At 46.1% G+C, this 20,314-nt stretch carries 21 protein-coding genes and 1 riboswitch; of the genes, 17 read left to right on the forward strand and 4 right to left on the reverse strand.

Annotation, left to right across the window (positions count from 1 at the left end; all coding sequences use genetic code 11):
- Window positions 1-115 precede the first annotated feature (115 nt).
- From DW694_RS07060 to DW694_RS07095, 8 genes are all read left to right on the forward strand, one after another.
- A complete protein-coding gene (locus tag DW694_RS07060) occupies window positions 116-1,273 on the forward strand; it encodes an ABC transporter substrate-binding protein (protein ID WP_015526089.1) in 1,158 nt (385 codons plus the stop codon).
- 96 nt (window positions 1,274-1,369) lie between these two features.
- Complete coding sequence (locus DW694_RS07065; RefSeq protein WP_015526088.1) at window positions 1,370-2,254, forward strand: branched-chain amino acid ABC transporter permease; 885 nt, start codon at window positions 1,370-1,372, stop codon at window positions 2,252-2,254.
- Window positions 2,255-2,264: 10 nt separating this feature from the next.
- Window positions 2,265-3,338, forward strand: a complete 1,074-nt coding sequence (locus tag DW694_RS07070) for a branched-chain amino acid ABC transporter permease (protein ID WP_173722504.1) — start codon at window positions 2,265-2,267, stop codon at window positions 3,336-3,338.
- Window positions 3,339-3,340: 2 nt separating this feature from the next.
- Window positions 3,341-4,099 carry an ABC transporter ATP-binding protein gene (locus tag DW694_RS07075; RefSeq protein ID WP_021651650.1) on the forward strand — a complete coding sequence of 253 codons (759 nt, stop codon included), beginning with the start codon at window positions 3,341-3,343 and terminating at the stop codon, window positions 4,097-4,099.
- A gap of 14 nt (window positions 4,100-4,113) precedes the next feature.
- Complete coding sequence (locus tag DW694_RS07080; RefSeq protein ID WP_015526086.1) at window positions 4,114-4,824, forward strand: ABC transporter ATP-binding protein; 711 nt, start codon at window positions 4,114-4,116, stop codon at window positions 4,822-4,824.
- A gap of 10 nt (window positions 4,825-4,834) precedes the next feature.
- Entirely contained in the window at window positions 4,835-5,455 is a 621-nt protein-coding gene (locus DW694_RS07085; protein WP_110102931.1) for a cytidylate kinase-like family protein, read from the forward strand.
- A gap of 102 nt (window positions 5,456-5,557) precedes the next feature.
- A complete protein-coding gene (locus tag DW694_RS07090) occupies window positions 5,558-6,322 on the forward strand; it encodes a polysaccharide deacetylase family protein (protein ID WP_118752769.1) in 765 nt (254 codons plus the stop codon).
- Between the two features lie 182 nt (window positions 6,323-6,504).
- Window positions 6,505-7,827 carry a replication-associated recombination protein A gene (locus DW694_RS07095; protein ID WP_118752759.1) on the forward strand — a complete coding sequence of 441 codons (1,323 nt, stop codon included), beginning with the start codon at window positions 6,505-6,507 and terminating at the stop codon, window positions 7,825-7,827.
- Between the two features lie 28 nt (window positions 7,828-7,855).
- Here the strand turns inward: DW694_RS07095 and DW694_RS07100 are convergent, their stop codons facing one another.
- The 3 genes from DW694_RS07100 to DW694_RS07110 are packed head-to-tail and all read right to left on the reverse strand — an operon-like array spanning window position 7,856 to window position 10,013.
- Window positions 7,856-8,368, reverse strand: a complete 513-nt coding sequence (locus tag DW694_RS07100) for a DUF4364 family protein (RefSeq protein WP_021651655.1) — start codon at window positions 8,366-8,368, stop codon at window positions 7,856-7,858.
- A gap of 14 nt (window positions 8,369-8,382) precedes the next feature.
- Window positions 8,383-9,324 (reverse strand): TIGR01212 family radical SAM protein, encoded by a 942-nt coding sequence (locus tag DW694_RS07105; protein WP_059086751.1) that lies wholly within the window; start codon window positions 9,322-9,324, stop codon window positions 8,383-8,385.
- Window positions 9,324-10,013: a YesL family protein gene (locus tag DW694_RS07110; RefSeq protein WP_021651657.1), complete on the reverse strand. Its 690-nt coding sequence runs from the start codon at window positions 10,011-10,013 to the stop codon at window positions 9,324-9,326. Before DW694_RS07110 ends, DW694_RS07105 begins: the two co-directional genes overlap by 1 nt.
- A gap of 239 nt (window positions 10,014-10,252) precedes the next feature.
- On the opposite strand from DW694_RS07110, the gene DW694_RS07115 reads away from it, so the two are divergent.
- Window positions 10,253-10,570: a YerC/YecD family TrpR-related protein gene (locus DW694_RS07115; protein ID WP_015526079.1), complete on the forward strand. Its 318-nt coding sequence runs from the start codon at window positions 10,253-10,255 to the stop codon at window positions 10,568-10,570.
- 129 nt (window positions 10,571-10,699) lie between these two features.
- Here DW694_RS07115 and DW694_RS07120 read toward each other — a convergent pair whose 3' ends face one another.
- Entirely contained in the window at window positions 10,700-11,320 is a 621-nt protein-coding gene (locus DW694_RS07120) for a DUF1836 domain-containing protein (RefSeq protein WP_118752760.1), read from the reverse strand.
- Between the two features lie 145 nt (window positions 11,321-11,465).
- Here DW694_RS07120 and pcrA point away from each other — a divergent pair, with 145 nt between their 5' ends.
- From pcrA to rhuM, 8 genes are all read left to right on the forward strand, one after another.
- Entirely contained in the window at window positions 11,466-13,709 is a 2,244-nt protein-coding gene (gene pcrA, locus DW694_RS07125; RefSeq protein ID WP_044961576.1) for a DNA helicase PcrA, read from the forward strand.
- A gap of 113 nt (window positions 13,710-13,822) precedes the next feature.
- Window positions 13,823-14,105, forward strand: a riboswitch (cobalamin riboswitch).
- A 101-nt stretch (window positions 14,106-14,206) separates the two neighbouring features.
- The gene (locus tag DW694_RS07130) at window positions 14,207-15,301 is read left to right on the forward strand and encodes an ABC transporter substrate-binding protein (RefSeq protein ID WP_021651660.1); all 1,095 of its coding nucleotides are present in this window, start codon (window positions 14,207-14,209) and stop codon (window positions 15,299-15,301) included.
- A 14-nt stretch (window positions 15,302-15,315) separates the two neighbouring features.
- Entirely contained in the window at window positions 15,316-16,401 is a 1,086-nt protein-coding gene (locus tag DW694_RS07135; protein WP_118752761.1) for an iron ABC transporter permease, read from the forward strand.
- Entirely contained in the window at window positions 16,401-17,156 is a 756-nt protein-coding gene (locus tag DW694_RS07140; protein ID WP_092071194.1) for an ABC transporter ATP-binding protein, read from the forward strand. The genes DW694_RS07135 and DW694_RS07140 overlap by 1 nt, the downstream gene beginning before the upstream one ends.
- A gap of 36 nt (window positions 17,157-17,192) precedes the next feature.
- Window positions 17,193-17,546: a CGGC domain-containing protein gene (locus tag DW694_RS07145; RefSeq protein WP_118752762.1), complete on the forward strand. Its 354-nt coding sequence runs from the start codon at window positions 17,193-17,195 to the stop codon at window positions 17,544-17,546.
- Between the two features lie 219 nt (window positions 17,547-17,765).
- Complete coding sequence (locus tag DW694_RS07150) at window positions 17,766-17,996, forward strand: hypothetical protein (RefSeq protein WP_015526073.1); 231 nt, start codon at window positions 17,766-17,768, stop codon at window positions 17,994-17,996.
- 210 nt (window positions 17,997-18,206) lie between these two features.
- On the forward strand, window positions 18,207-19,700 hold the full coding sequence (rlmD, locus tag DW694_RS07155) for a 23S rRNA (uracil(1939)-C(5))-methyltransferase RlmD (protein ID WP_118752770.1): 1,494 nt from the start codon (window positions 18,207-18,209) through the stop codon (window positions 19,698-19,700).
- 87 nt (window positions 19,701-19,787) lie between these two features.
- The coding region (gene rhuM, locus DW694_RS07160; protein ID WP_286186893.1) for a RhuM family protein at window positions 19,788-20,314 on the forward strand (527 nt) is incomplete at its 3' end.

Raw genomic sequence — 20,314 nt, forward strand, 5'->3', positions numbered from 1 at the left:
AATCAGACGAAAAACAACAGATAACTAAATTTGCCCTTGAAATAAAAAATATGCGATGCTATAATTTTACCATTAAACATTAGTAACGCGACAAAGCGCAGGAGGAGAGATTATTATGAAGAATTGGAAGAAAGTAATCGGCGTTGCATCAGCAGCAGCGATGACAGCAGCGATGATGATGCCTACATCAGTTTTTGCAGCAGATGAGACATTTAAGATCGGTGTGATCGGACCGATGACAGGTGATTACGCACAGTACGGTACCAACGTATACAACGCAGCCAAGATCGCAGCTGATGAGATCAACGAGAACGGTGGATTCAACGGATATAAAGTAGAGATTCTTGACGCAGGTGATGACCAGGGAGATCCGGAGAAGGCTGTTAACGCATACAATGACCTGATCGATAAAGGAATGCAGATGCTCTGTGGAACTGTAACATCCGGTTCCTGTATCGCAGTAGGAGCTGAGGCAGCTGAGGATACATTCCTCTTCACACCATCCGCAACAGCACTTGACTGTATCACAGCAGGAACAAACGAGTTCCGTATGTGCTTCACAGACCCGGCACAGGGAACCAAATCTGCTCAGTACATTTCCGAGCACAAACTTGCAACGAAAGTAGCAGTACTTTATGATTCCGCTGCTGACTACAACTCCGGTGTACATGACGCATTCGTTGCAGCAGCTGCTGATGACGGACTTGAAGTAGTTGCAGATGAGGCTTACACAACAGACAGCAACACAGACTATTCTGTACAGCTTGCAAAGATCAAGAAGAGCGGCGCTGAGCTTCTTTTCCTTCCGAACTACTATTCCGACAATGCGCTGATCCTTCAGCAGGCATCTGAGGCAGGACTTGACATTAAATTCTTTGGTGTAGATGGCATGGATGGTATCCTCAATGTAGAGAACTTCGATAAATCCCTTGCAGAGGGTGTTATGCTTCTGACACCATTCTCCGCAACAGCTACAGATGAGAAGAGCCAGAACTTCGTAAAAGCATACGGCGATGCTCACAACGGTGAGATCCCGAACCAGTTTGCGGCAGATACATATGATGTACTTTACGCAATGCAGCTTGCAGCTGACGATGCAAAGATCACACCAGATATGGAAAATGCAGACATCAGTGCAGCAATGAGCGCATCCATGGCAAACATCGAGCTTGACGGACTTACCGGAAAAGCAAAATGGACCGAGGATGGCGAGTGTGATAAAGAGCCGAAAGCATTCGAGATCAAAGACGGTGCTTATGTAGAGATGAAATAAGTAATTTCTGTTAACGTTAGGGGTCAGGGGACGGTCACCTTTAGTGGGAACCGTCCCCTTTTTCCCTTATCAATAAACAATTAAAAGAGGTGCGTTATGAGTTTTATATCTTATTTAAAAGACGGCATCAGTCTTGGCAGTATCTATGCAATCATCGCACTTGGATATACCATGGTTTATGGTATTGCCAAGATGCTGAACTTTGCACACGGAGATGTTATCATGGTGGGAGCTTATATCATCCTTACCTGTATCACAAGAGGCGGCATGTCACCGATCCTTGCTGTGATCCTTTCCGTTGTGATCTGTACACTGCTTGGTGTTGTCATTGAGAAGGTAGCTTACAGTCCACTTAGAAAAGCTTCCTCAAACCTGGCCGTTCTTATCACGGCTATCGGTGTCAGTTATCTGCTTCAGAACCTGGCACTTCTGATCTTCGGCGCAGACGCCAAGAGCTTCGTAGCTGTTATCAAAGTTCCGTCCATCACACTGTTTGACGGTGAGCTTACCATCAAGGGAATCACCATCGTAACCATCCTTGCATGTATCATCATCATGGTGGGACTTTCCCTCTTTGTAAAAAAGACAAAACCTGGCCGTGCCATGCAGGCGGTTTCCGAGGACAGAGATGCGGCACAGCTGATGGGAGTTAACGTCAATGCGACAATTTCCCTCACATTTGCCATCGGTTCCGGACTTGCAGCGATCGCAGGCCTTCTGCTCTGTCAGACTTATCCGACACTGACTCCGTACACAGGAGCCATGCCTGGTATCAAAGCTTTCGTAGCTGCTGTATTCGGTGGAATCGGTTCGATTCCGGGAGCTATGGTCGGCGGCATCCTTCTGGGAATCATCGAGATCTTCGGAAAAGCTTATATTTCTTCCCAGGTTGCAGATGCGATCGTATTTGCAGTCCTGATCGTCGTGCTTCTTGTAAAACCTACCGGACTGTTCGGCAAGAACATCCAGGAGAAAGTGTAAGGTGGCCGATATGAAGAATATGAAAAACAAAACAACAAAAAATAACATGATCAACTATGGAATTGTCATTGTGCTTTTTGTGATCGTACAGGCACTTTCCTCAACTGGAAATCTTTCCAGACTTCTTATGGGACTTCTTGTTCCCCTTTGTGTTTATACCATTGCATCAGTTTCCCTGAACCTGGTAGTCGGTTTTTCCGGTGAGCTGAGCCTTGGACATGCGGGCTTCATGTGCGTGGGAGCTTTTTCCAGTGCCCTGTTTTCACAGGTTGCTGCAGACTCCATTCCGCAGGTTCCTCGCTTTATCCTTGCAATCCTTGTAGGTGCGGCAGTTGCAGCACTGTTCGGTGTGATCATCGGTATTCCGGTACTTCGTCTCCGCGGTGACTACCTGGCTATTGTTACACTGGCTTTTGGTGAGATCATCAAGAACCTGATCAATGTACTTTACATTGGCGTGGATGACAAAGGACTTCACGTTGCAACAAGTGCAGCCGGTCTTCATCTGGAAGCCGGCGGAAAGCAGATTCTCAAAGGTGCCCTTGGTATTTCGGGAACAGCAACTCTTTATAAAGATATCAAGAATTACTTTTTCCTGATCGGCGTGATCCTGCTTCTTCTCACATTGTTTATTGTACAGAACCTTGTAAACTCCAGAAGCGGACGTGCTATTATGTCAACCAGGGACAACCGTATTGCAGCGGAGTCTGTAGGAATCAATATCACCAGATATAAGCTGCTGGCATTTACCATTTCTGCAGCCCTTGCAGGAGTGGCAGGTGTGCTGTATGCACATAACCTTTCTCTTCTTAAGGTTTCTGTATTTGATTACAACATGTCCATCCTGGTACTGGTATATGTGGTACTTGGCGGGATCGGAAATATCAGAGGATCGATCATTGCAACCATTATCCTCTATGCACTGCCTGAGCTTCTCCGTGGATTCGCAAACTACCGTATGCTGATCTATGCTATCGTACTGATCATCATGATGCTCTTTAACTGGGCACCGGCAGCAAGAGACTGGAGAGCACGTATGGTAGAGAAATTCAAAGGCAAAAAAGAGAAAAAGGAGGTGGCCTGATCATGGCAATGCTGGAAGTAAATAATCTGTCTATCCAGTTCGGCGGTCTTCGTGCTGTTGACGGCTTTAATATGACCATTGAGAAGGGACAGCTCTATGGACTGATCGGACCTAACGGCGCCGGTAAGACAACAGTATTCAATCTTCTCACAGGCGTGTATAAGCCTACCGAGGGAATCATTAAACTGGACGGCCAGGACATCACAGGAAAAAGCACCATTGAGATCAACAAGGCCGGAATCGCTAGAACTTTCCAGAATATCCGTCTTTTCAAGGATATGCCGGTTCTTGACAATGTAAAAGTAGGACTTCACAATCATCATCCATATTCCACACTGACCGGGATCTTAAGACTGCCGAAATATTACAAGGTAGAAAAAGAGATGAACGAACGTGCCATGGAGATACTGAGGGTGTTTGATCTGGATAAGGAAGCAGACACTCTGGCAGGTAACCTGCCTTATGGTAAACAGCGTAAGCTGGAGATTGCCAGAGCTCTTGCCACAGAGCCGAAGCTTCTTCTCTTGGATGAGCCGGCGGCTGGTATGAACCCGAATGAGACACAGGAGCTGATGGATACTATCCGTTTTGTGCGGGAGCATTTTGATATGACTGTTCTTCTGATCGAGCACGACATGAAACTGGTGGGCGGTATCTGTGAGGAACTTACAGTTCTGAACTTCGGTCAGGTACTGATCCAGGGTGAGACATCTGCAGTGCTGAAAGACCCGACGGTTATCACTGCATATCTGGGAGAATAAGGAGGAACGAGACAATGGCAATGTTGGAAGTAAAGGACCTCCAGGTCTATTATGGTGTGATCCAGGCTCTGAAGGGAATTTCTTTTCATGTAAATCAGGGAGAGGTTATTGCGCTGATCGGTGCCAACGGTGCCGGAAAGACAACCACACTTCAGACACTTACCGGAATTCTTTCTCCGAAGTCCGGAAGCATTGTGTTTGAGGGAAAAGACCTCACAAGAACACCAGCCCATAAGATCGTAGAAATGGGAATGGCACACGTTCCGGAAGGAAGACGAGTATTTGCGGATATGTCCGTTTATGAGAATCTTCTTCTTGGAGCTTACACAAGAAAAGACAAGGCAGAGATCGCAGAGAGCCTTGCTGGTGTATACAAGAGATTTCCGCGTCTGGAAGAACGTAAAGGACAGCGTGCAGGAACACTTTCCGGTGGTGAACAGCAGATGCTTGCCATGGGACGTGCACTGATGAGCAGACCAAGGATCATTTTGATGGATGAGCCGTCCATGGGTCTGTCGCCGATTTTTGTAAATGAGATTTTTGACATTATCCGCGAGGTAAGTGAGAGCGGAACTACAGTGCTTCTGGTTGAGCAGAATGCGAAGAAGGCTCTTTCCATTGCGGACAGAGCGTACGTTCTGGAAACAGGAAGCATTACTATGGATGGAAAGGCAGAGGATCTTCTGAATGACGAGGCCGTTCAGAAGGCATATCTTGGAGAGTAGGGGGAAAGACATGGATAATTTCGTAATTACCATTGCAAGACAGTATGGAAGCGGTGGACGTACCATCGGAGAGGAGCTTGCAAAGAAATTAGGGATTTCTTACTATGACAAGGATATCATCCGCATGGCATCTGAGGAGAGCGGCATTCATGAGCAGCTCTTTGGAAGGGCAGATGAAAATGTCAGCACAAAGCAGAGATTTTTTGCAAAGTCCGGAATCTACAAGGGTGAGCTGATCCCGCCTCAGAGCAAGGATTTTACATCCGATGAGAACCTGTTTAATTATCAGGCAAAGGTGATCCGGCAGCTGGCAGAAACAGAGTCCTGTGTGATCATCGGACGTTGTGCAAATATGATCCTGAAGGATTATTCCAATGTTCTTCGTGTGTTTGTTTACGGAGACTGGGATTTCCGTATCCGTGAGGCAAGTAAGAAACTCAGCGGAACTACAAAGGATATTGAGAAATTTATGCATAAGGATGACAAACGCAAAGAAGATTTCTGCAAACGTTTCATGGGTGTTGACTGGGCAGACATGACGAAATATAATCTGTGCCTGGATAACGGTACCCTTGGTTATGAGAAATGCGTGGAGGAGATCGAGAGTGCACTTGAGATCCTGAAAAAATAAGACATATATCAGAGAATATTCCCCGGGAAAGAAAAGCCAAAAGTCTTTTCCCGGGGATTTTTTCATATATTGTGGAAAAGTATATTTGATCCGGCGGGAAATATGGATAAGCGAAAAAAATATTTCTGTGTAGTGGCAATGGTATTGATCCTGCTCAGCGGATATGGAAAAATCTCAGACAGTGCATTTCGGATGCGGGTGACCAGAATGATCGCCGGTGAGGGGATGTTCCGGCTGGTGGCGGCGCAGTACAGACAAAAAGTAGCAGAACCGGTGGCTGAGACAGCCTCTGACAGAAGCGAAAAAGAGGATCGTCCACGTGTGGCTCTTACCTTTGATGATGGACCGCATGCAACATATACACCTCTGCTTCTGGATGGCCTGCGGAAGCGTGGGATCCATGCCACATTTTTTCTTATGGGAAAAAATATCCGGGGAAATGAGGAGATCGTAACGCAGATGCAGAGAGACGGTCATCTCATCGGTAATCACACGTATGATCACGTGCAGCTTGATAAGCTTCCCGGTGATCAGGCCTGTCAGCAGATCATAAAGACGAATAATGAGATCTACGAGATCACCGGAGAATATCCCATGTATCTTCGCCCGCCCTACGGTGCATGGCCGAAGGATCTGGAGCTCTGTGTGACCATGCTGCCGGTATTTTGGGATGTGGATACCCTGGACTGGAAATCAAAAAATGTCCGTTCTGTGGAAAATATCGTAAAAAGACAAGTGAAGGATGGCTCCATTATCCTGATGCATGACAGCTTTTCTACATCCGTGGAAGCGGCCCTGGAGATCGCGGATATGCTTACGGAAGAAGGATATGACCTGGTAACTGCAGATCAGCTGCTGGTGATGTAACTGTGATTTGCCGAAAAGGCAGAAACGATTGCTTTTTTATGTGCAAACAGGTAAAATTATAAAAATAAGGAATCTGTCCGTATGCCGGAAACAAATGAAACGATCGTTGCCGGATACAGATCTATGAAAAGAATACGGATCGTGAATATCTGCTTTTTACAGAAAATACAGGAGTGAAAGCCATGGATTTATTTGAATACGCAAAGTCAAAAACGCTGGATCAGGAGTCACCTCTTGCATCCAGGCTGCGTCCGCGAACGCTGGATGAGGTGGTGGGACAGCAGCACATCGTAGGAAAAGATAAATTGCTGTATCGTGCCATAAAGGCGGATAAGCTGACATCTGTTATCTTTTACGGCCCTCCGGGAACCGGAAAGACCACCCTGGCAAAAGTCATCGCCAATACCACAAGCGCCAGCTTTACCCAGATCAATGCAACCGTAGCAGGGAAGAAAGATATGGAAGCAGTTGTAAAGCAGGCACAGGACGATCTCGGCATGTATGGGAAAAAGACCATTCTGTTCATCGATGAGATCCATCGTTTCAACAAAGGCCAGCAGGATTACCTTCTTCCCTTTGTGGAGGACGGAACCATCATTCTTATCGGGGCCACAACAGAGAATCCATATTTTGAGGTAAACGGAGCGCTTCTTTCAAGATCGATCATCTTTGAATTGAAGTCCCTGGAGATACCGGAGATAAAGGAACTGATCTTGCGTGCGGTTAACGATCCGGAACGTGGAATGGGAAGCTATGGGGCGGTGATCGAGGAGGATGCTCTGGAGTTTCTGGCAGATATGGCAGGAGGAGACGCCAGAAGCGCCTTAAACGCCATAGAACTGGGAATCCTCACCACACCTCGTGATACAGACGGTAAGATCCATCTGACCCTTGAGGTGGCTTCTGAGTGTATCCAGAAGCGGGTGGTGCGCTACGATAAGAACGGGGACAATCATTATGATATCATTTCTGCCTTTATCAAGAGCATGCGAGGCTCCGACCCGGATGCGGCAGTCTATTATCTGGCAAAAATGCTCTATGCAGGAGAAGATGTGAAATTTATCGCAAGAAGGATCATGATCCTTGCTTCCGAAGATATCGGAAACGCAGATCCCCAGGCCCTCTGCGTGGCAACGGCAGCAGCACAGGCAGTGGAACGTGTGGGAATGCCGGAGTCCCAGATCATTCTTTCCCAGGCAGTTACATACATGGCCTGTGCACCCAAGAGCAATTCTGCAGTAAATGCCATACAGGAAGCCATGCGCTGCGTGAAGGCGAAGAAGACAACCGTTCCGGTGCATCTGCAGGATGCCCATTATGGTGGCCACGAAAGTCTGGGTCATGGTATCGGATATAAATATGCCCATGATTATCCGAACCATTATGTAAACCAGCAGTATCTGCCATCAGAGATCCAGGGGGAACATTTTTACGAGCTCAGTGATATGGGATATGAAAAGAAACTGAAAGAGCATATGAAGAAGATCCACGAAGAAGCGAAATAAATGAATATAAGTAAAACGGAGGAGCCTCTCAGAGAAGCTCCTCCATTATTTTGTCATAAACATTCTGGTATTTATAAGGCCAGCTTTCACATACAGACTGTGCAGCAGCAAGATTTGGCACATTGATGCTGAGATCAACGATGCTGACGCCGCTTTCGATGATCCGCAGACGTACCGAGTAGCTGCCCTCTTTGGTGGGATAGTAATCTGCAGGAGTCAGGAGATGTTCTTCGATCTTGCGGTGGAGGGAATTGAGATATTCTTCCACTTCTTTCTTGATGTCAGAGGAAAGTTCTTTGGAAAAATATTTCAGAGTGTTTTTTCCCTCGGAGGTCAGTCGATAGTAACTGCGGTTGGACTGTGAAGACATTTCCACCAGATCTGCCTCCACAAGTTCGGAAACTGCCTGCTGGAGCTGAAAATAATTGGTGTATTTCCGGTCCAGGATAAAATCGGTGATCTGGGAATTTGTGAGATCCCCATCGGAATTCTGCAGCATATATAAAATAATAAGCTTATAGGTTGTAAAAGGTGATGCCATAAGAATCCTCCTTTTTACTGGCTGCGGGAAAGGGCTTCGAGAGCTTTTCCCTGAAAACTTGCTCTTTCTTTCATCCGGTGATGAAGAAGGTTTAAAACTTCTCGTTTGCGGCTGGCCCATAAAGGTGCGATCAGCAGATCCTTCGGTCCGTCGCCGGTGACCCGGTGGATCACAATATCCGGTCTGAGATGTTCCAGACAGTCAATGACAAGGTTCAGATACTCGTCCCGTTCATAAGTGCGGAAAAGACCAGCTTCATGATCAGCGGCAAGATCTGTACCACGCAGTACATGAAGAAGCTGCAGCTTGATCCCCTGGATATCCATGGCGTTCAGATAAGCCATTGTTTCCAGGATATCCTTCCGGCTTTCGCCGGGAAGCCCCAGGATGGTGTGGACGATCACTTCGATGCCGCCTGCGCGGAGATTTTTCACTGCGGTATCAAAACAGGACAGTGGATAGCCGCGCCGTATATATCTGGCGGTATCTTCATGGATAGTCTGGAGTCCCAGCTCCACCCACACCGGTTTGATCTGGTTCAGGGAATAAAGAAGCTCCAGTACATCATCTCCCAGACAGTCCGGTCTGGTACCAATGGACAGTGCCACGATATCCGGATGGGAGATGGCTTCTGTGAAGATCTTACGCAGGTGTTCCACAGGAGCGTATGTGTTTGTATATGCCTGAAAATAGGCGATATATTTATGAATCGGGCGTTTGGAAGAGAGACTTTTGATCTGTGTGTTGATCTGCTCTGTAATGGAAAGAGCGGCGTTTGCTGCAAAATCTCCGCTTCCGCCCTGGCTGCAGAAAATGCAGCCTTTTTTGCCCAGGGTGCCGTCACGGTTGGGACAGGACATGCCGCCGTTTAATGCAACCCGGTAGACCTTTTCGCCGTATCGCTCCCGGAGCATATAGTCCAGAGAATGATAAGGCTTGTCGTTCCAGCGCTTCATTATGCCTCTTTCGGTTCGTTTTTCTCTTCGCCGTTTTCTTCGTTTTCATCTTTCGGTATATAGTTATCGAAGATCTTTACAAAGATCTTTGATTTCCAGTAGGCCAGCGTGGAAAATCCCATTAGAATAAAAAGCATGATCAGGATGGATGTAAACTGTGCGTAGCTCACATAAGCAAAAAGCCACATCAGTAGGAGTGGAGACGCAGAGATCACAAGCATCAAAAGTGTCAGCGGAAGATGGCGGACGGACATCAGGAATGCATTTACAAAGGTATTCTTGACGGAATTAAAAAATTTGGAAAGGATCGGATAAATGTACAGAAGGATCATCGCATAGATCAGTGCAAATGCAATGAACAGACTGAAAAGTCCTTTGTACATAGCTCCGCTTCCGGCTCTGGCGATCCGAAGATCGATAAACAGAACAGCAGCGGTGAGGAGCATGATGATATTGATGATGGTCGCCTGTTTGAAGTTCTGTTTGAATGAGCGAAAAAAGCTGCGGGCAATATAAGATTCTTCGTCTCTTGCCATCTTCAGTGTGACATAGTAGAGAGCTGTTATGGAGGCGCCTGCGGTGACAACCGGAATACAGCAGAGGATGCACAGAAAATTCAGAAGAAGCAGGTCTGCTACGCGTCCCATGAACACGAAGAATTTGTTGTCCATGTTGAAAAAACGATTCATTTGATAAGTCTCCTTTTCTTTTGGATATTATTTTAAGTATACCCAATCACAGCAGAAAAAGCAAATCCCAAATGTTTTCCGGGGCAGTGGAAATGGGAAAATCATGTGTCCGCTATAGAAAGACAAAATAGCGAAATAGTTTATTAAATTTCCTTAAAAGGCTTGCTTATCACGATTTAGAGTGTTAAAATATCAGTATTGTATTAGACGAAATTTATGTATTTTAAAGGAGCGTAACAATGAGCAAAAAAATCAGGACGGAGGCTGTGGATCATCTTTTTGAAGCGATCCTGTGCCTGAAGGATAAGGAAGAGTGTTATACATTTTTTGAGGATGTGTGCACCATCAATGAGCTGCTTTCTTTATCTCAGCGCTTCGAGGTAGCCAAGATGCTTACTGATAAGCGTACATACCTTGATATTTCCGAGAAAACAGGAGCTTCCACAGCTACGATCAGCCGTGTGAACCGTTCCCTGAACTATGGAAATGATGGTTATGAGATGGTATTTGCACGTATGAAGAAGGATAACGGGGAGCAGGGCGGCGAAGCAGAATAAGGCTTACGTCCATACCGTGATGATAACGGATAATGCTGTAACGAAAAAGAGACAGACGATCGTGCGTCTGTCTCTTTTTTTCGGTGCGCCCGGCGACGCACGTTTATGACCGGATGTGAGCTCTGGATATTATTTGTCTTTTTTTGAGGAATCCGTATCTTTTGAGGAATTCATGTGGTCGATCATGTTTTCGATGATCATTTTTTTCATGTATACGTCGAAGCTAAGAAGACAGATAAAGGAAAACTGGTGAAGGAATTCCTTATCCTCCGGGTCGGCGTCCTCAAAAATTTCTCCGGCACTTTTGAAACGGTGCATAAGATCCTTTTCCAGGTAACGGATCTGTGACTGCTCCATACTGAAAACCTCCTGGTAGATGTAAGTCATGTCCTTTTCTGTAACGGACTTGAAGTATTTCTCGGTGATCGGTCCCAGAAGGGTCTGGATATCACTGATGGAGAGGATATTCTTAAAATAGTAGATAAAGATCAGCATTAGCAGATGCTCCCGGGAATAGCGCTTCTTTTCCGGCGGGGGAAGGAGCTTGTTCTTTGCGTAATTGTTGATCATGGTCTTGGTCAGGATCTTGTCATCATCATGACGCTTGGTGGAAGCGAGATTATCTTCCATAAAGGTTGTGACCTGATCCATGTAAAGAGCAATATTGGGAATTTCATCGGGTTTTATATAATCAAGCTCAGCAATTTTTGCAAAAATGCTGTTCATCATTTCTTTTTCGTTTTCTGTCATCGCATTATCACCTCTGCTCCCTATTATATAGTTTTAAATACTACTTGTAAAGAAACTTTTTTTCAGAGAGGTGGGTTTACCGGAAAGTAAAGTCATGATAGTATATAAAGATACTGTTCATATGGAAAAAGAAATGGAGATCAAAATGAGTATACATGATGCTTTGGACACATTGAATCCTATGCAGCGGGAAGCTGCTGTACATACAGAGGGACCACTTCTGATCCTCGCAGGAGCCGGTTCCGGAAAAACAAGAGTGCTGACCCACAGGATCGCCTATTTAATGGAAGAAAAGGGTGTAAACCCATGGAATATCCTGGCGATCACCTTTACCAACAAGGCCGCCAGTGAGATGCGGGAACGTGTGAATAAAATTGCGGGAATGGGTGCGGAGAGCGTATGGGTCTCCACCTTCCATTCCGCCTGCGTGAGGATCCTGCGCAGACATATTGAGGTGCTGGGCTTTGGCAGTAATTTTACCATTTATGATGCCGACGACCAGAAAACAGTCATGAAGGAAATCTTCCGGAAGTTTGATATCAATACCAAGATCTACAAGGAACGCGCTGTTCTTGCTGAGATTTCCCATGCCAAGGATGAACTGATCACACCGGAAGAGATGGAGCTGAATGCGGGCGGCGATCCGGATGCACGGAAGATTGCCGGTATGTATAAGGAATATCAGTCTATCCTCCGGGGAAACAATGCGCTGGATTTTGATGATCTGATCGTGAAGACTGTGGAGCTTTTTCAGCATAATCCGGATATCCTGGACTATTATCAGGAACGTTTCAAATATATTATGGTGGATGAGTATCAGGATACTAATACTGCCCAGTTTAAATTTGTAAGTCTTCTTGCTGAGAAATACAAGAATCTCTGTGTGGTTGGTGATGATGATCAGTCCATCTATCGTTTTCGTGGAGCAAATATCGGGAATATCTTAGGCTTTGAGAAGGTTTTTCCTGAGGCTAAGGTGGTGCGCCTGGAACAGAATTACCGTTCTACCCAGAATATCCTCAATGCAGCCAATGAGGTGATCGTCAATAACACAGAGCGTAAGGAAAAACGCCTCTGGACAGAGAACGAAGAGGGCGATAAAGTACATTTCCGTCAGTTCAACAACGGATTTGAGGAAGCGGAGTATGTTGCAGGAGAGATCATCCAGGGGCGCCGCAACGGGAAGTTCCAGTACAAGGACTGTGCAGTACTTTATCGGACCAATGCCCAGTCTCGTCTCTTTGAGGAGAAATTTCTCCTGGCAAATGTTCCTTATAAGATTGTCGGCGGCGTGAATTTTTATGCCCGCAAAGAGATCAAGGATCTGTTAAGCTATCTGAAGACCATTGACAATGCCAGTGATGATCTGGCTGTGCGCAGGATCTTAAATGTGCCAAAAAGAGGGATCGGACTCACCAGCATCGGCCGTGTCCAGGACTATGCGGATATGATGAACCTGAGCTTTTACGATGCGCTACGCGTGGTGGAGGAAGTACCGTCCATTGGCAGGGCAGCAGGAAAGATCAATGATTTTGTATCCTTTATCCAGGGACTGAAAAGTAAGGCAGAGGCCTATACAGTCCGTGAAACCCTGGAAGAGGTCATTGAGCTTACCGGTTATGTGAAGGAACTGGAGGCAGAGAAAACGGAGGAGGCCCAGGCGAGGATCGAAAATATCGATGAGCTGATCTCCAAGACAGAATCCTTCCAGGAAGCCATGGAGGAGGCCGGACAGCCGGCAACACTTTCTGCATTTCTGGAGGAGATCGCACTGGTGGCAGATATCGATTCTGTTGATCCGGATCAGGATTATGTGCTGCTGATGACCCTTCACAGTGCCAAGGGACTGGAATTCCCCAATGTATTTATCGTGGGAATGGAGGACGGTGTTTTTCCGGGATATGCTTCCATCTGGTCCGGTGATCCGTCGGATATCGAGGAGGAGCGAAGGCTCTGTTATGTGGGGATCACCCGTGCCATGAAGGAACTGACTTTAACCTGTGCAAAACAGCGGATGATCCGTGGGGAGACTCAGTATAACCGTGTGTCACGTTTTGTAAGGGAGGTTCCACGGGAGCTGGTAGATCTTGGACATACCATTCAGGAGAAAAAGCCCAGAGTAGATGATATCGTATCTCCGAAAAGCGCCTATGCCCAGATGAAAATGAATTTCCAGGCAAAGAGCACCCTGCAGAAAAAAGATTTCACAGTGAAGAAGGCGGACAGCCTGGACTATGGTGAGGGAGACACGGTCCGTCATGTGAAATTCGGAGTCGGTATCGTAAAAAATATCGCAGACGGCGGCAGAGACTACGAAGTGACGGTAGACTTTGACAAAGTCGGCGTGAAAAAAATGTTCGCCGGTTTTGCCAAGCTGAAAAAGATCTGAGAGGGATCTCTCCGGGCAGACTATTTCTGCAAAAAACTGTAAAAATCCGGCCTCAAGGTTGTAATTGGAAAACCGGTATGTTAGAATCAGTATCAGCGTAATTGAATTGCTGTGAAGTGAACAGTATCACCGGCACATATGCTGCCGGATACTGTGAGAGGGAATCGGGTAAAAAGCCTGAGCGGTTGCGGCCACTGTATACAGAAGAAGGGATTTCACATGCCATTGCAGAAACTCATGTGAGAAGGCGAAATCCCGATGTCAGAGAGATTCTGGAGAAAATTCTGATACATCATTCATGATCGGCTAAAAGATGAATGGTGTATCAGTTTTTATTTTGCGGAGTTTTTTCTGAGTCTGTAAGTCAGGAAACCTGCTTGACAGTATGTAAGTGGGAGCTTCCGTACAAAGTGTTCCGTGCAGATTTTATGAAGCCCCATCTTTTCGGTTACCCATAGGCAACAGGAGATAAAACAGGCGAAAAGAGAGGAAATGAAATGAAAAACAAGTATGTATCCACAAGAATCATGGCAATGGTAATGGCAGCGGCAATGACCGTATCAGCAGCTCCGGCTGTTTATGCCGCAGAGAGAGCAGACTCCGAGACCATCAAGGAAGACAACCAGCCGGCAGCAGAAGACAGTACAGAGTCTGCAGACACCGAAGATTCTTCCGCAGAGGCAACCAAGACAGAATATCCTCTGACCATCACAACCTATGATTACGATGGAAACGAAATCGAAACCACTTATGAAAAAGCACCGGAAAAAGTCCTTGCTGTATATCAGGGAAGCATTGAGACTATGCTCGCACTTGGTCTGGAAGACCACCTGGTAGCTACCGCAGGTCTTGATAATGAAGTTCCGGAAGATCTCAAAGAAGCATTCTCAAAAACAAATTATCTTGACGAATTTACCCCATCCCTTGAAACTGTAACAATGCTGGAGCCGGACATGATCTTATCCTGGAGCTCTCTTTTCTCTGATAAGAATCTGGGAAATGTAACAGACTGGATCGACAAAGGCTGCAACACCTACTACAACACCAATACTCGTCCGGACGGCGACAGAACACTGGAAAATGAATTCACAGATATCTTAAATATCGGAAAGATCTTCGATGTACAGGACAAAGCACAGGCTATCGTTGATGATGCAAAAGCAGTGATCGACAAAACTCTTACTGCAACTGCAGATGTAAAAGACAAACCAAGCGTAATGGTATTGGAGCCTCTTGGAGATGACATCACAAACTATGGCGTAAAGAGCCTTGGCGGAGATATGGTAACACAGTTAGGCGCAACTCTTGCAAACCCGGATGCTTCCACCGTTGGAAAAGAGGATATCATCGCAGCCAACCCTGACGTGATCTTTGTGGTTTACATGCCATATGCAGGAGATGATCCGGAAACTGTTAAGAACAGCCAGCTTGCAGTGATCCAGGATGATGAGTCCCTGAAGAGCCTTGACGCAGTAAAGAACGGACGTGTTTACCCGATCATGCTCAGTGAGATGTATGCAAGTGCAACACGTACCCAGGACGGAATCGAAACTTTTGCAAAGGGATTATATCCGGACGTAAATCTTGACTGATCGGAGAAAATGCAGTGAAAGAAACAGCTTCACAGAGAAAAAAAGATAAGGTGCTCAGAACATCCATGTATGTGGCAGTTCTCATCGGACTTGCAGGATTCCTTATTTTTTCCATACTTGCAGCCATCACTTTTGGAAATGCGGATCTGTCACTGAAGGATGTATACAGCGTTATCGCTTATAAATTGTTTCATATAAAAAGTCTGTCCGCCTATGCGGAAGGCGCAGTTCATGATGTTGTGTGGCTGATCCGGCTGCCTAGAGTCCTTCTGGCTCTGGCAGTTGGAATGGCTCTTTCCGTGTGCGGCGTGGTGATGCAGGCTATCGTGCAGAACCCGCTGGCAGACCCGTATGTGCTGGGTATCTCATCTGGTGCATCTCTGGGTGCCACACTGGCCATCATGCTTGGAATCGGAAGCTTTCTTGGTGGAAACTCTGTGGGAATCACAGCTTTCATTGGCGCGATGATCACTTCTTTTGCGGTGATCGCCATTGCAAACATGGGTGGAAAGGCAACTTCCGCAAAACTGATCCTTGCGGGAATGGCGGTCAGCGCAGTCTGTTCTGCTTTTTCCAATTTTGTCATTTATATTACCAATGACAAAAATGCGGCAACAGAAGTTATGAAGTGGAGCATGGGAAGTCTTGCCGGAGCAAGCTGGACCAGAGTGGGTGTAATGTTTCCGGTCACGCTGGTGTGCGTGGCTGTTTTCTGGACGCAGTACCGGAACCTGAATCTGATGCTTCTGGGAGATGACGTATCCATTACCCTTGGAACAGATCTGCACAGACTGCGGACTTTTTATCTGATCGTTGCTTCTGTTATGATCGGATTTGCCGTGTACTGTGCCGGTGTGATCGGATTTGTGGGACTGGTGATCCCTCATGTGGTCCGGATCCTTTTTGGAACAGATCACAGAAAACTGCTCCCCTTAAGTGCGCTTCTTGGTGCATCGTTTCTGATCTGGTGCGATGTGGCATGTCGTGTGATCCTTAAAAATTCCGAGATGCCCATCGGTGTGCTGGTATCCATTATCGGTGCTCCCTGCTTTATTTATCTGCTTGTGCGGAAATCCTATGGATTCGGAGGTGCCCGGTAATGAAGATCACCACAGAAAATATTCAGGTTGGTTTTCACGCCAGACAGATCCTGAAGGGAATCTCCATGGAATCCAAGGATAAGGAACTGGTAGGAATCATCGGACCAAACGGAAGCGGAAAATCCACTTTGCTGAAATGCATTTACCGTATTCTGAAACCAGACGCAGGAGCCGTGTATCTGGACGGCGAGGAGCTTCATTCCATGAGTGTTCGAAGCTCTGCGAAAAAAATGGCCGTGGTGGCACAGCACAATTATTATAATTTTGATTTTACGGTCCGCGAGGTGGTTCTTATGGGGCGTGCGCCTCATAAAAAGACTCTGGAACGGGACAATGCAAAAGATTACCAGATCGTGGATGAAGCGCTGAAAACCGTACAGATGGAGGCGTTTGCAGACCGTACCTTTTCCACTCTTTCCGGAGGAGAGCAGCAGAGGGTGATCCTGGCAAGAGCACTTGCCCAGCAGACCTCTGCACTGATTCTGGATGAGCCTACCAATCATCTGGACATTACCCACCAGATCATGCTGATGGAGCTGGTGAAAAAACTTAATGTAACCGTGATCTCTGCTATTCACGATCTGAATATTGCAGCAGCATACTGTGATAAGATCTATGTACTGAAGGACGGAGTTCTGGAAGGTTATGGAACGCCGGAAGAAGTCCTGACCCCGGAGCTGATCCGCAGGATCTATAAAGTAGAAGCGGAGATCGTTTACGACAGCCGCGGAAAGATGCATATTTTGTTTTTATGATTCTGGCTGTGAGGCGGGATGCATAGAGGGAAAAAGATGAAAAAGATCGGGATTTTGACATGCCTTAATTCCAATGATGTGTGTACCAGGGCAGGATGTCTGTCTGCATTTCGGGAAAGAAGAGATTTTTTTTCCGACTATCCGGAAGATACGATTCTGGCAGCTGTGATGACATGCAACGGATGCAAAGAAACCAATGCAAAAGAACCTGCTGAAGATGAGGGGATTTTGGAAAAGGCAGACCGGCTGGTCAGTGAAAAGATCAGCGTCATCCATGTCGGGGTATGCCGTCTGAATGAGGAAAAAAAGGAATGTCCGCGGATAACACAGATCTGCGGTCTGATAGAAGAACGCGGGATCAAAGTGATCCGAGGAACCCATAAAGAATAAGAGAAAACCGCCGTATCTTTCCGGAAATGCCGGAAATACGGCGATTTTTTTACAGAATGTTTCTGCGAAAATTTGTGTAAGTTCTGGTAAAACCAGACATATGGTGGTATAATAAGAACATTAAAAAAAGGCTCGGGTGCAGCGACCTCAAAAAACGCTGCGCTGCAGATTTACTGACAGACAGTACAGCCGAACAGAAAGAAAGGATGGTGCAGTGTTATGAATTTAAATACAACAAAACTTGAAGAACTGCTCGCAACACTGAAGAAAAAAGAAGAAGAGAAAGATAAGAACACAGTCCTTTGGGTACTGGCGATCATCGGTGCTGTTGCAGCTGTTGCCGGTATTGCGTTTGCAGTATACCGTTTCTTCGCTCCGGATTATCTGGAAGATTTTGAAGAAGATTTTGATGATGACTTCGATGATTATTTCGAGGATGAGGAAGAGTAAGAACTTTCACTGCAGAGGCTGTTTTGAGCAGATCAGAATGGTTGTTTGTTATGTATGAATATGAGAAGCGGATAATTGAAGCCCCGGCGCGGTACCGGGGCTTGATTTTTGAAGACGGACCGTGAAACGCTGGCGTTCATGAGCAGACAGTAAAGAGGATCCTGAATGTTCGAATTATTGTCTGCTGGTTATAAAACAGAAAGAGGATTTATGAAAAAAGGTGAAATTTACGAAGGTATTATAGAAAAAGTGGAATTTCCAAACAAAGGTTTTGTTTGGGTTGATGACCAGAAAGTAATTGTAAAAAACGGAATCCCGGGACAGAAAGTCCGGTTTATGATCAATAAGAAACGTTCCGGCCGGGCGGAAGGACGTCTTCTGGAGGTCCTGGAGAAATCTCCCCTGGAAACAAGAGAACCTGCCTGTCAGGAGTTTCCGGCATGCGGCGGCTGCATGTACCAGACCATGAGCTATGAGGCGCAGAAGGAGATGAAGGAGCGCCAGGTGAGAGAACTTCTGGATGGGGCAGTAAAAGAAAGTCTGGCTAAGATCGGGAAGAACGGTGATGGGACGGAAGAAGCTGAGGCTGCAGATCATTTATATCACTGGGATGGGATTTATGGCAGTCCTATTGAGTTTGGGTACCGCAATAAGATGGAGTTTTCCTTTGGGGATGAGTATAAGGATGGGCCGCTGTCCCTTGGACTTCACAAGAAGGGAAGCACTTACGATATCCTGAATACGGATGACTGTAAGCTTGTCCATCCGGATATGACGAAGATCCTGGTCTGCGTGCGGGAGTTTTTCCTGGAGCGTAATGCCAGCTTCTATAAAAAGCTGCAGCATGTGGGGTATCTTCGACATCTTCTTCTTCGAAGAGGCGTCACAAGTGGTGAGATCCTGGTCCATGTGGTAACCACCACCCAGGAAGAATATGATCTGGAGCCTCTGAAAGAACAGCTTCTTGCGCTTCCGCTGGAAGGGAAGATCGTGGGGATCATGCACATTTTAAATGATTCTTTATCCGACGTGGTACAGAGCGACGAGACGAAGATCCTTTATGGAAAGGATTATTTCTATGAAGAACTTCTTGGACTGAAATTTAAGATCAGCACCTTTTCCTTCTTTCAGCCAAATTCCCTGGCAGCGGAAATCCTTTACTCCAAAGTGCGGGAATATGTAGGAGATACCAGAGATAAGGTAGTGTTTGATCTTTACAGCGGAACAGGAACTATTGCACAGCTTGCGGCGTCCGTTGCCAGCGAGGTGATCGGCGTGGAGATCGTGGAAGATGCGGTAAAAGCCGCCAGAGAAAACGCTGCACTTAACGGCATTGATAACTGCCGTTTTATTGCCGGGGATGTGCTGAAGGTTCTGGACGAGGTGCCGGAGAAACCGGATATGATCATCCTTGATCCGCCCAGAGATGGCGTTCACCCCAAAGCCCTTCCAAAGATCCTGGCTTACGGCGTAGACCAGATCGTATACATTTCCTGCAAAGTTACAAGTCTTGTGAGAGACCTCCCGGCATTTTATGAGGCAGGATATGAGATGACCCACGCCTGTGCAGTGGATCAGTTCTGCCAGGGCGTTCATGTTGAGACCGTGTGCCTCTTGAGCAACCGAAAACCAGATACCACGGTAAAACTCAGCGTGGATATGGATGATTACTACCGTATTATAAATGGTAAAGATGCAGAATAATGATTTTGTCATAGTGGCTGTGTTGAATTTCTATTTTTTAAATTGTTCACATTGATAATGTATCTGATTTTGGAGGAAAATTAATTTATGTACAAAGAAAAAGCAGATATGATTATTTATACGACAGAGGATGGTCTGACGAAAGTTGAAACTACTTTTGATGGTGATACCGTCTGGTTGTCCATTGATCAGATGGCAGAATTGTTTCAGAGAGATAAATCAACCATTTCCAGACATATTAAAAATATATTTATCGAAGGTGAATTACAGCGGGATTCAGTTGTTGCAAAATTTGCAACAACTGCTTCTGATGGAAAAGTTTACAATGTAGACTATTACAATCTTGATGTTATTATTTCTGTTGGCTATCGTGTAAAATCAAAACAGGGAACACAGTTCAGAATTTGGGCAACTGGGATTTTAAAAGAATACATGAGAAAAGGTTTTGCTTTAGATGATGATCGTTTGAAAAATCTAGGTGGCGGTGGATATTTCAAGGAATTGTTGGAGAGAATCCGTGATATTCGTGCATCCGAGAAAGTGTTTTATCCAATGCGTCGTAAAACTCCTTGCTTCAGCTATGGGGATATAAGACGCGTCCATCGAATTTATGC

This window comes from Ruminococcus sp. AM26-12LB (genome assembly GCF_003480785.1).
GTDB classification, from domain to species: domain Bacteria; phylum Bacillota; class Clostridia; order Lachnospirales; family Lachnospiraceae; genus Blautia_A; species Blautia_A fusiformis.

Coding starts and splice junctions, on each gene's coding strand:
- DW694_RS07090 (WP_118752769.1), top strand. CDS start 5,558: ATGGATAAGCGAAAAAAATATTTCTGTGTAGTGGCAATGGTATTGATC.
- DW694_RS07100 (WP_021651655.1), bottom strand. CDS start 8,368: ATGGCATCACCTTTTACAACCTATAAGCTTATTATTTTATATATGCTG.
- DW694_RS07140 (WP_092071194.1), top strand. CDS start 16,401: ATGAAGATCACCACAGAAAATATTCAGGTTGGTTTTCACGCCAGACAG.
- DW694_RS07150 (WP_015526073.1), top strand. CDS start 17,766: ATGAATTTAAATACAACAAAACTTGAAGAACTGCTCGCAACACTGAAG.
- DW694_RS07065 (WP_015526088.1), top strand. CDS start 1,370: ATGAGTTTTATATCTTATTTAAAAGACGGCATCAGTCTTGGCAGTATC.
- DW694_RS07115 (WP_015526079.1), top strand. CDS start 10,253: ATGAGCAAAAAAATCAGGACGGAGGCTGTGGATCATCTTTTTGAAGCG.
- DW694_RS07075 (WP_021651650.1), top strand. CDS start 3,341: ATGGCAATGCTGGAAGTAAATAATCTGTCTATCCAGTTCGGCGGTCTT.
- DW694_RS07080 (WP_015526086.1), top strand. CDS start 4,114: ATGGCAATGTTGGAAGTAAAGGACCTCCAGGTCTATTATGGTGTGATC.
- DW694_RS07085 (WP_110102931.1), top strand. CDS start 4,835: ATGGATAATTTCGTAATTACCATTGCAAGACAGTATGGAAGCGGTGGA.
- DW694_RS07145 (WP_118752762.1), top strand. CDS start 17,193: ATGAAAAAGATCGGGATTTTGACATGCCTTAATTCCAATGATGTGTGT.
- DW694_RS07110 (WP_021651657.1), bottom strand. CDS start 10,013: ATGAATCGTTTTTTCAACATGGACAACAAATTCTTCGTGTTCATGGGA.
- DW694_RS07060 (WP_015526089.1), top strand. CDS start 116: ATGAAGAATTGGAAGAAAGTAATCGGCGTTGCATCAGCAGCAGCGATG.
- DW694_RS07095 (WP_118752759.1), top strand. CDS start 6,505: ATGGATTTATTTGAATACGCAAAGTCAAAAACGCTGGATCAGGAGTCA.
- DW694_RS07130 (WP_021651660.1), top strand. CDS start 14,207: ATGAAAAACAAGTATGTATCCACAAGAATCATGGCAATGGTAATGGCA.
- DW694_RS07105 (WP_059086751.1), bottom strand. CDS start 9,324: ATGAAGCGCTGGAACGACAAGCCTTATCATTCTCTGGACTATATGCTC.
- DW694_RS07070 (WP_173722504.1), top strand. CDS start 2,265: ATGAAGAATATGAAAAACAAAACAACAAAAAATAACATGATCAACTAT.
- pcrA (WP_044961576.1), top strand. CDS start 11,466: ATGAGTATACATGATGCTTTGGACACATTGAATCCTATGCAGCGGGAA.
- rlmD (WP_118752770.1), top strand. CDS start 18,207: ATGAAAAAAGGTGAAATTTACGAAGGTATTATAGAAAAAGTGGAATTT.
- DW694_RS07120 (WP_118752760.1), bottom strand. CDS start 11,320: ATGACAGAAAACGAAAAAGAAATGATGAACAGCATTTTTGCAAAAATT.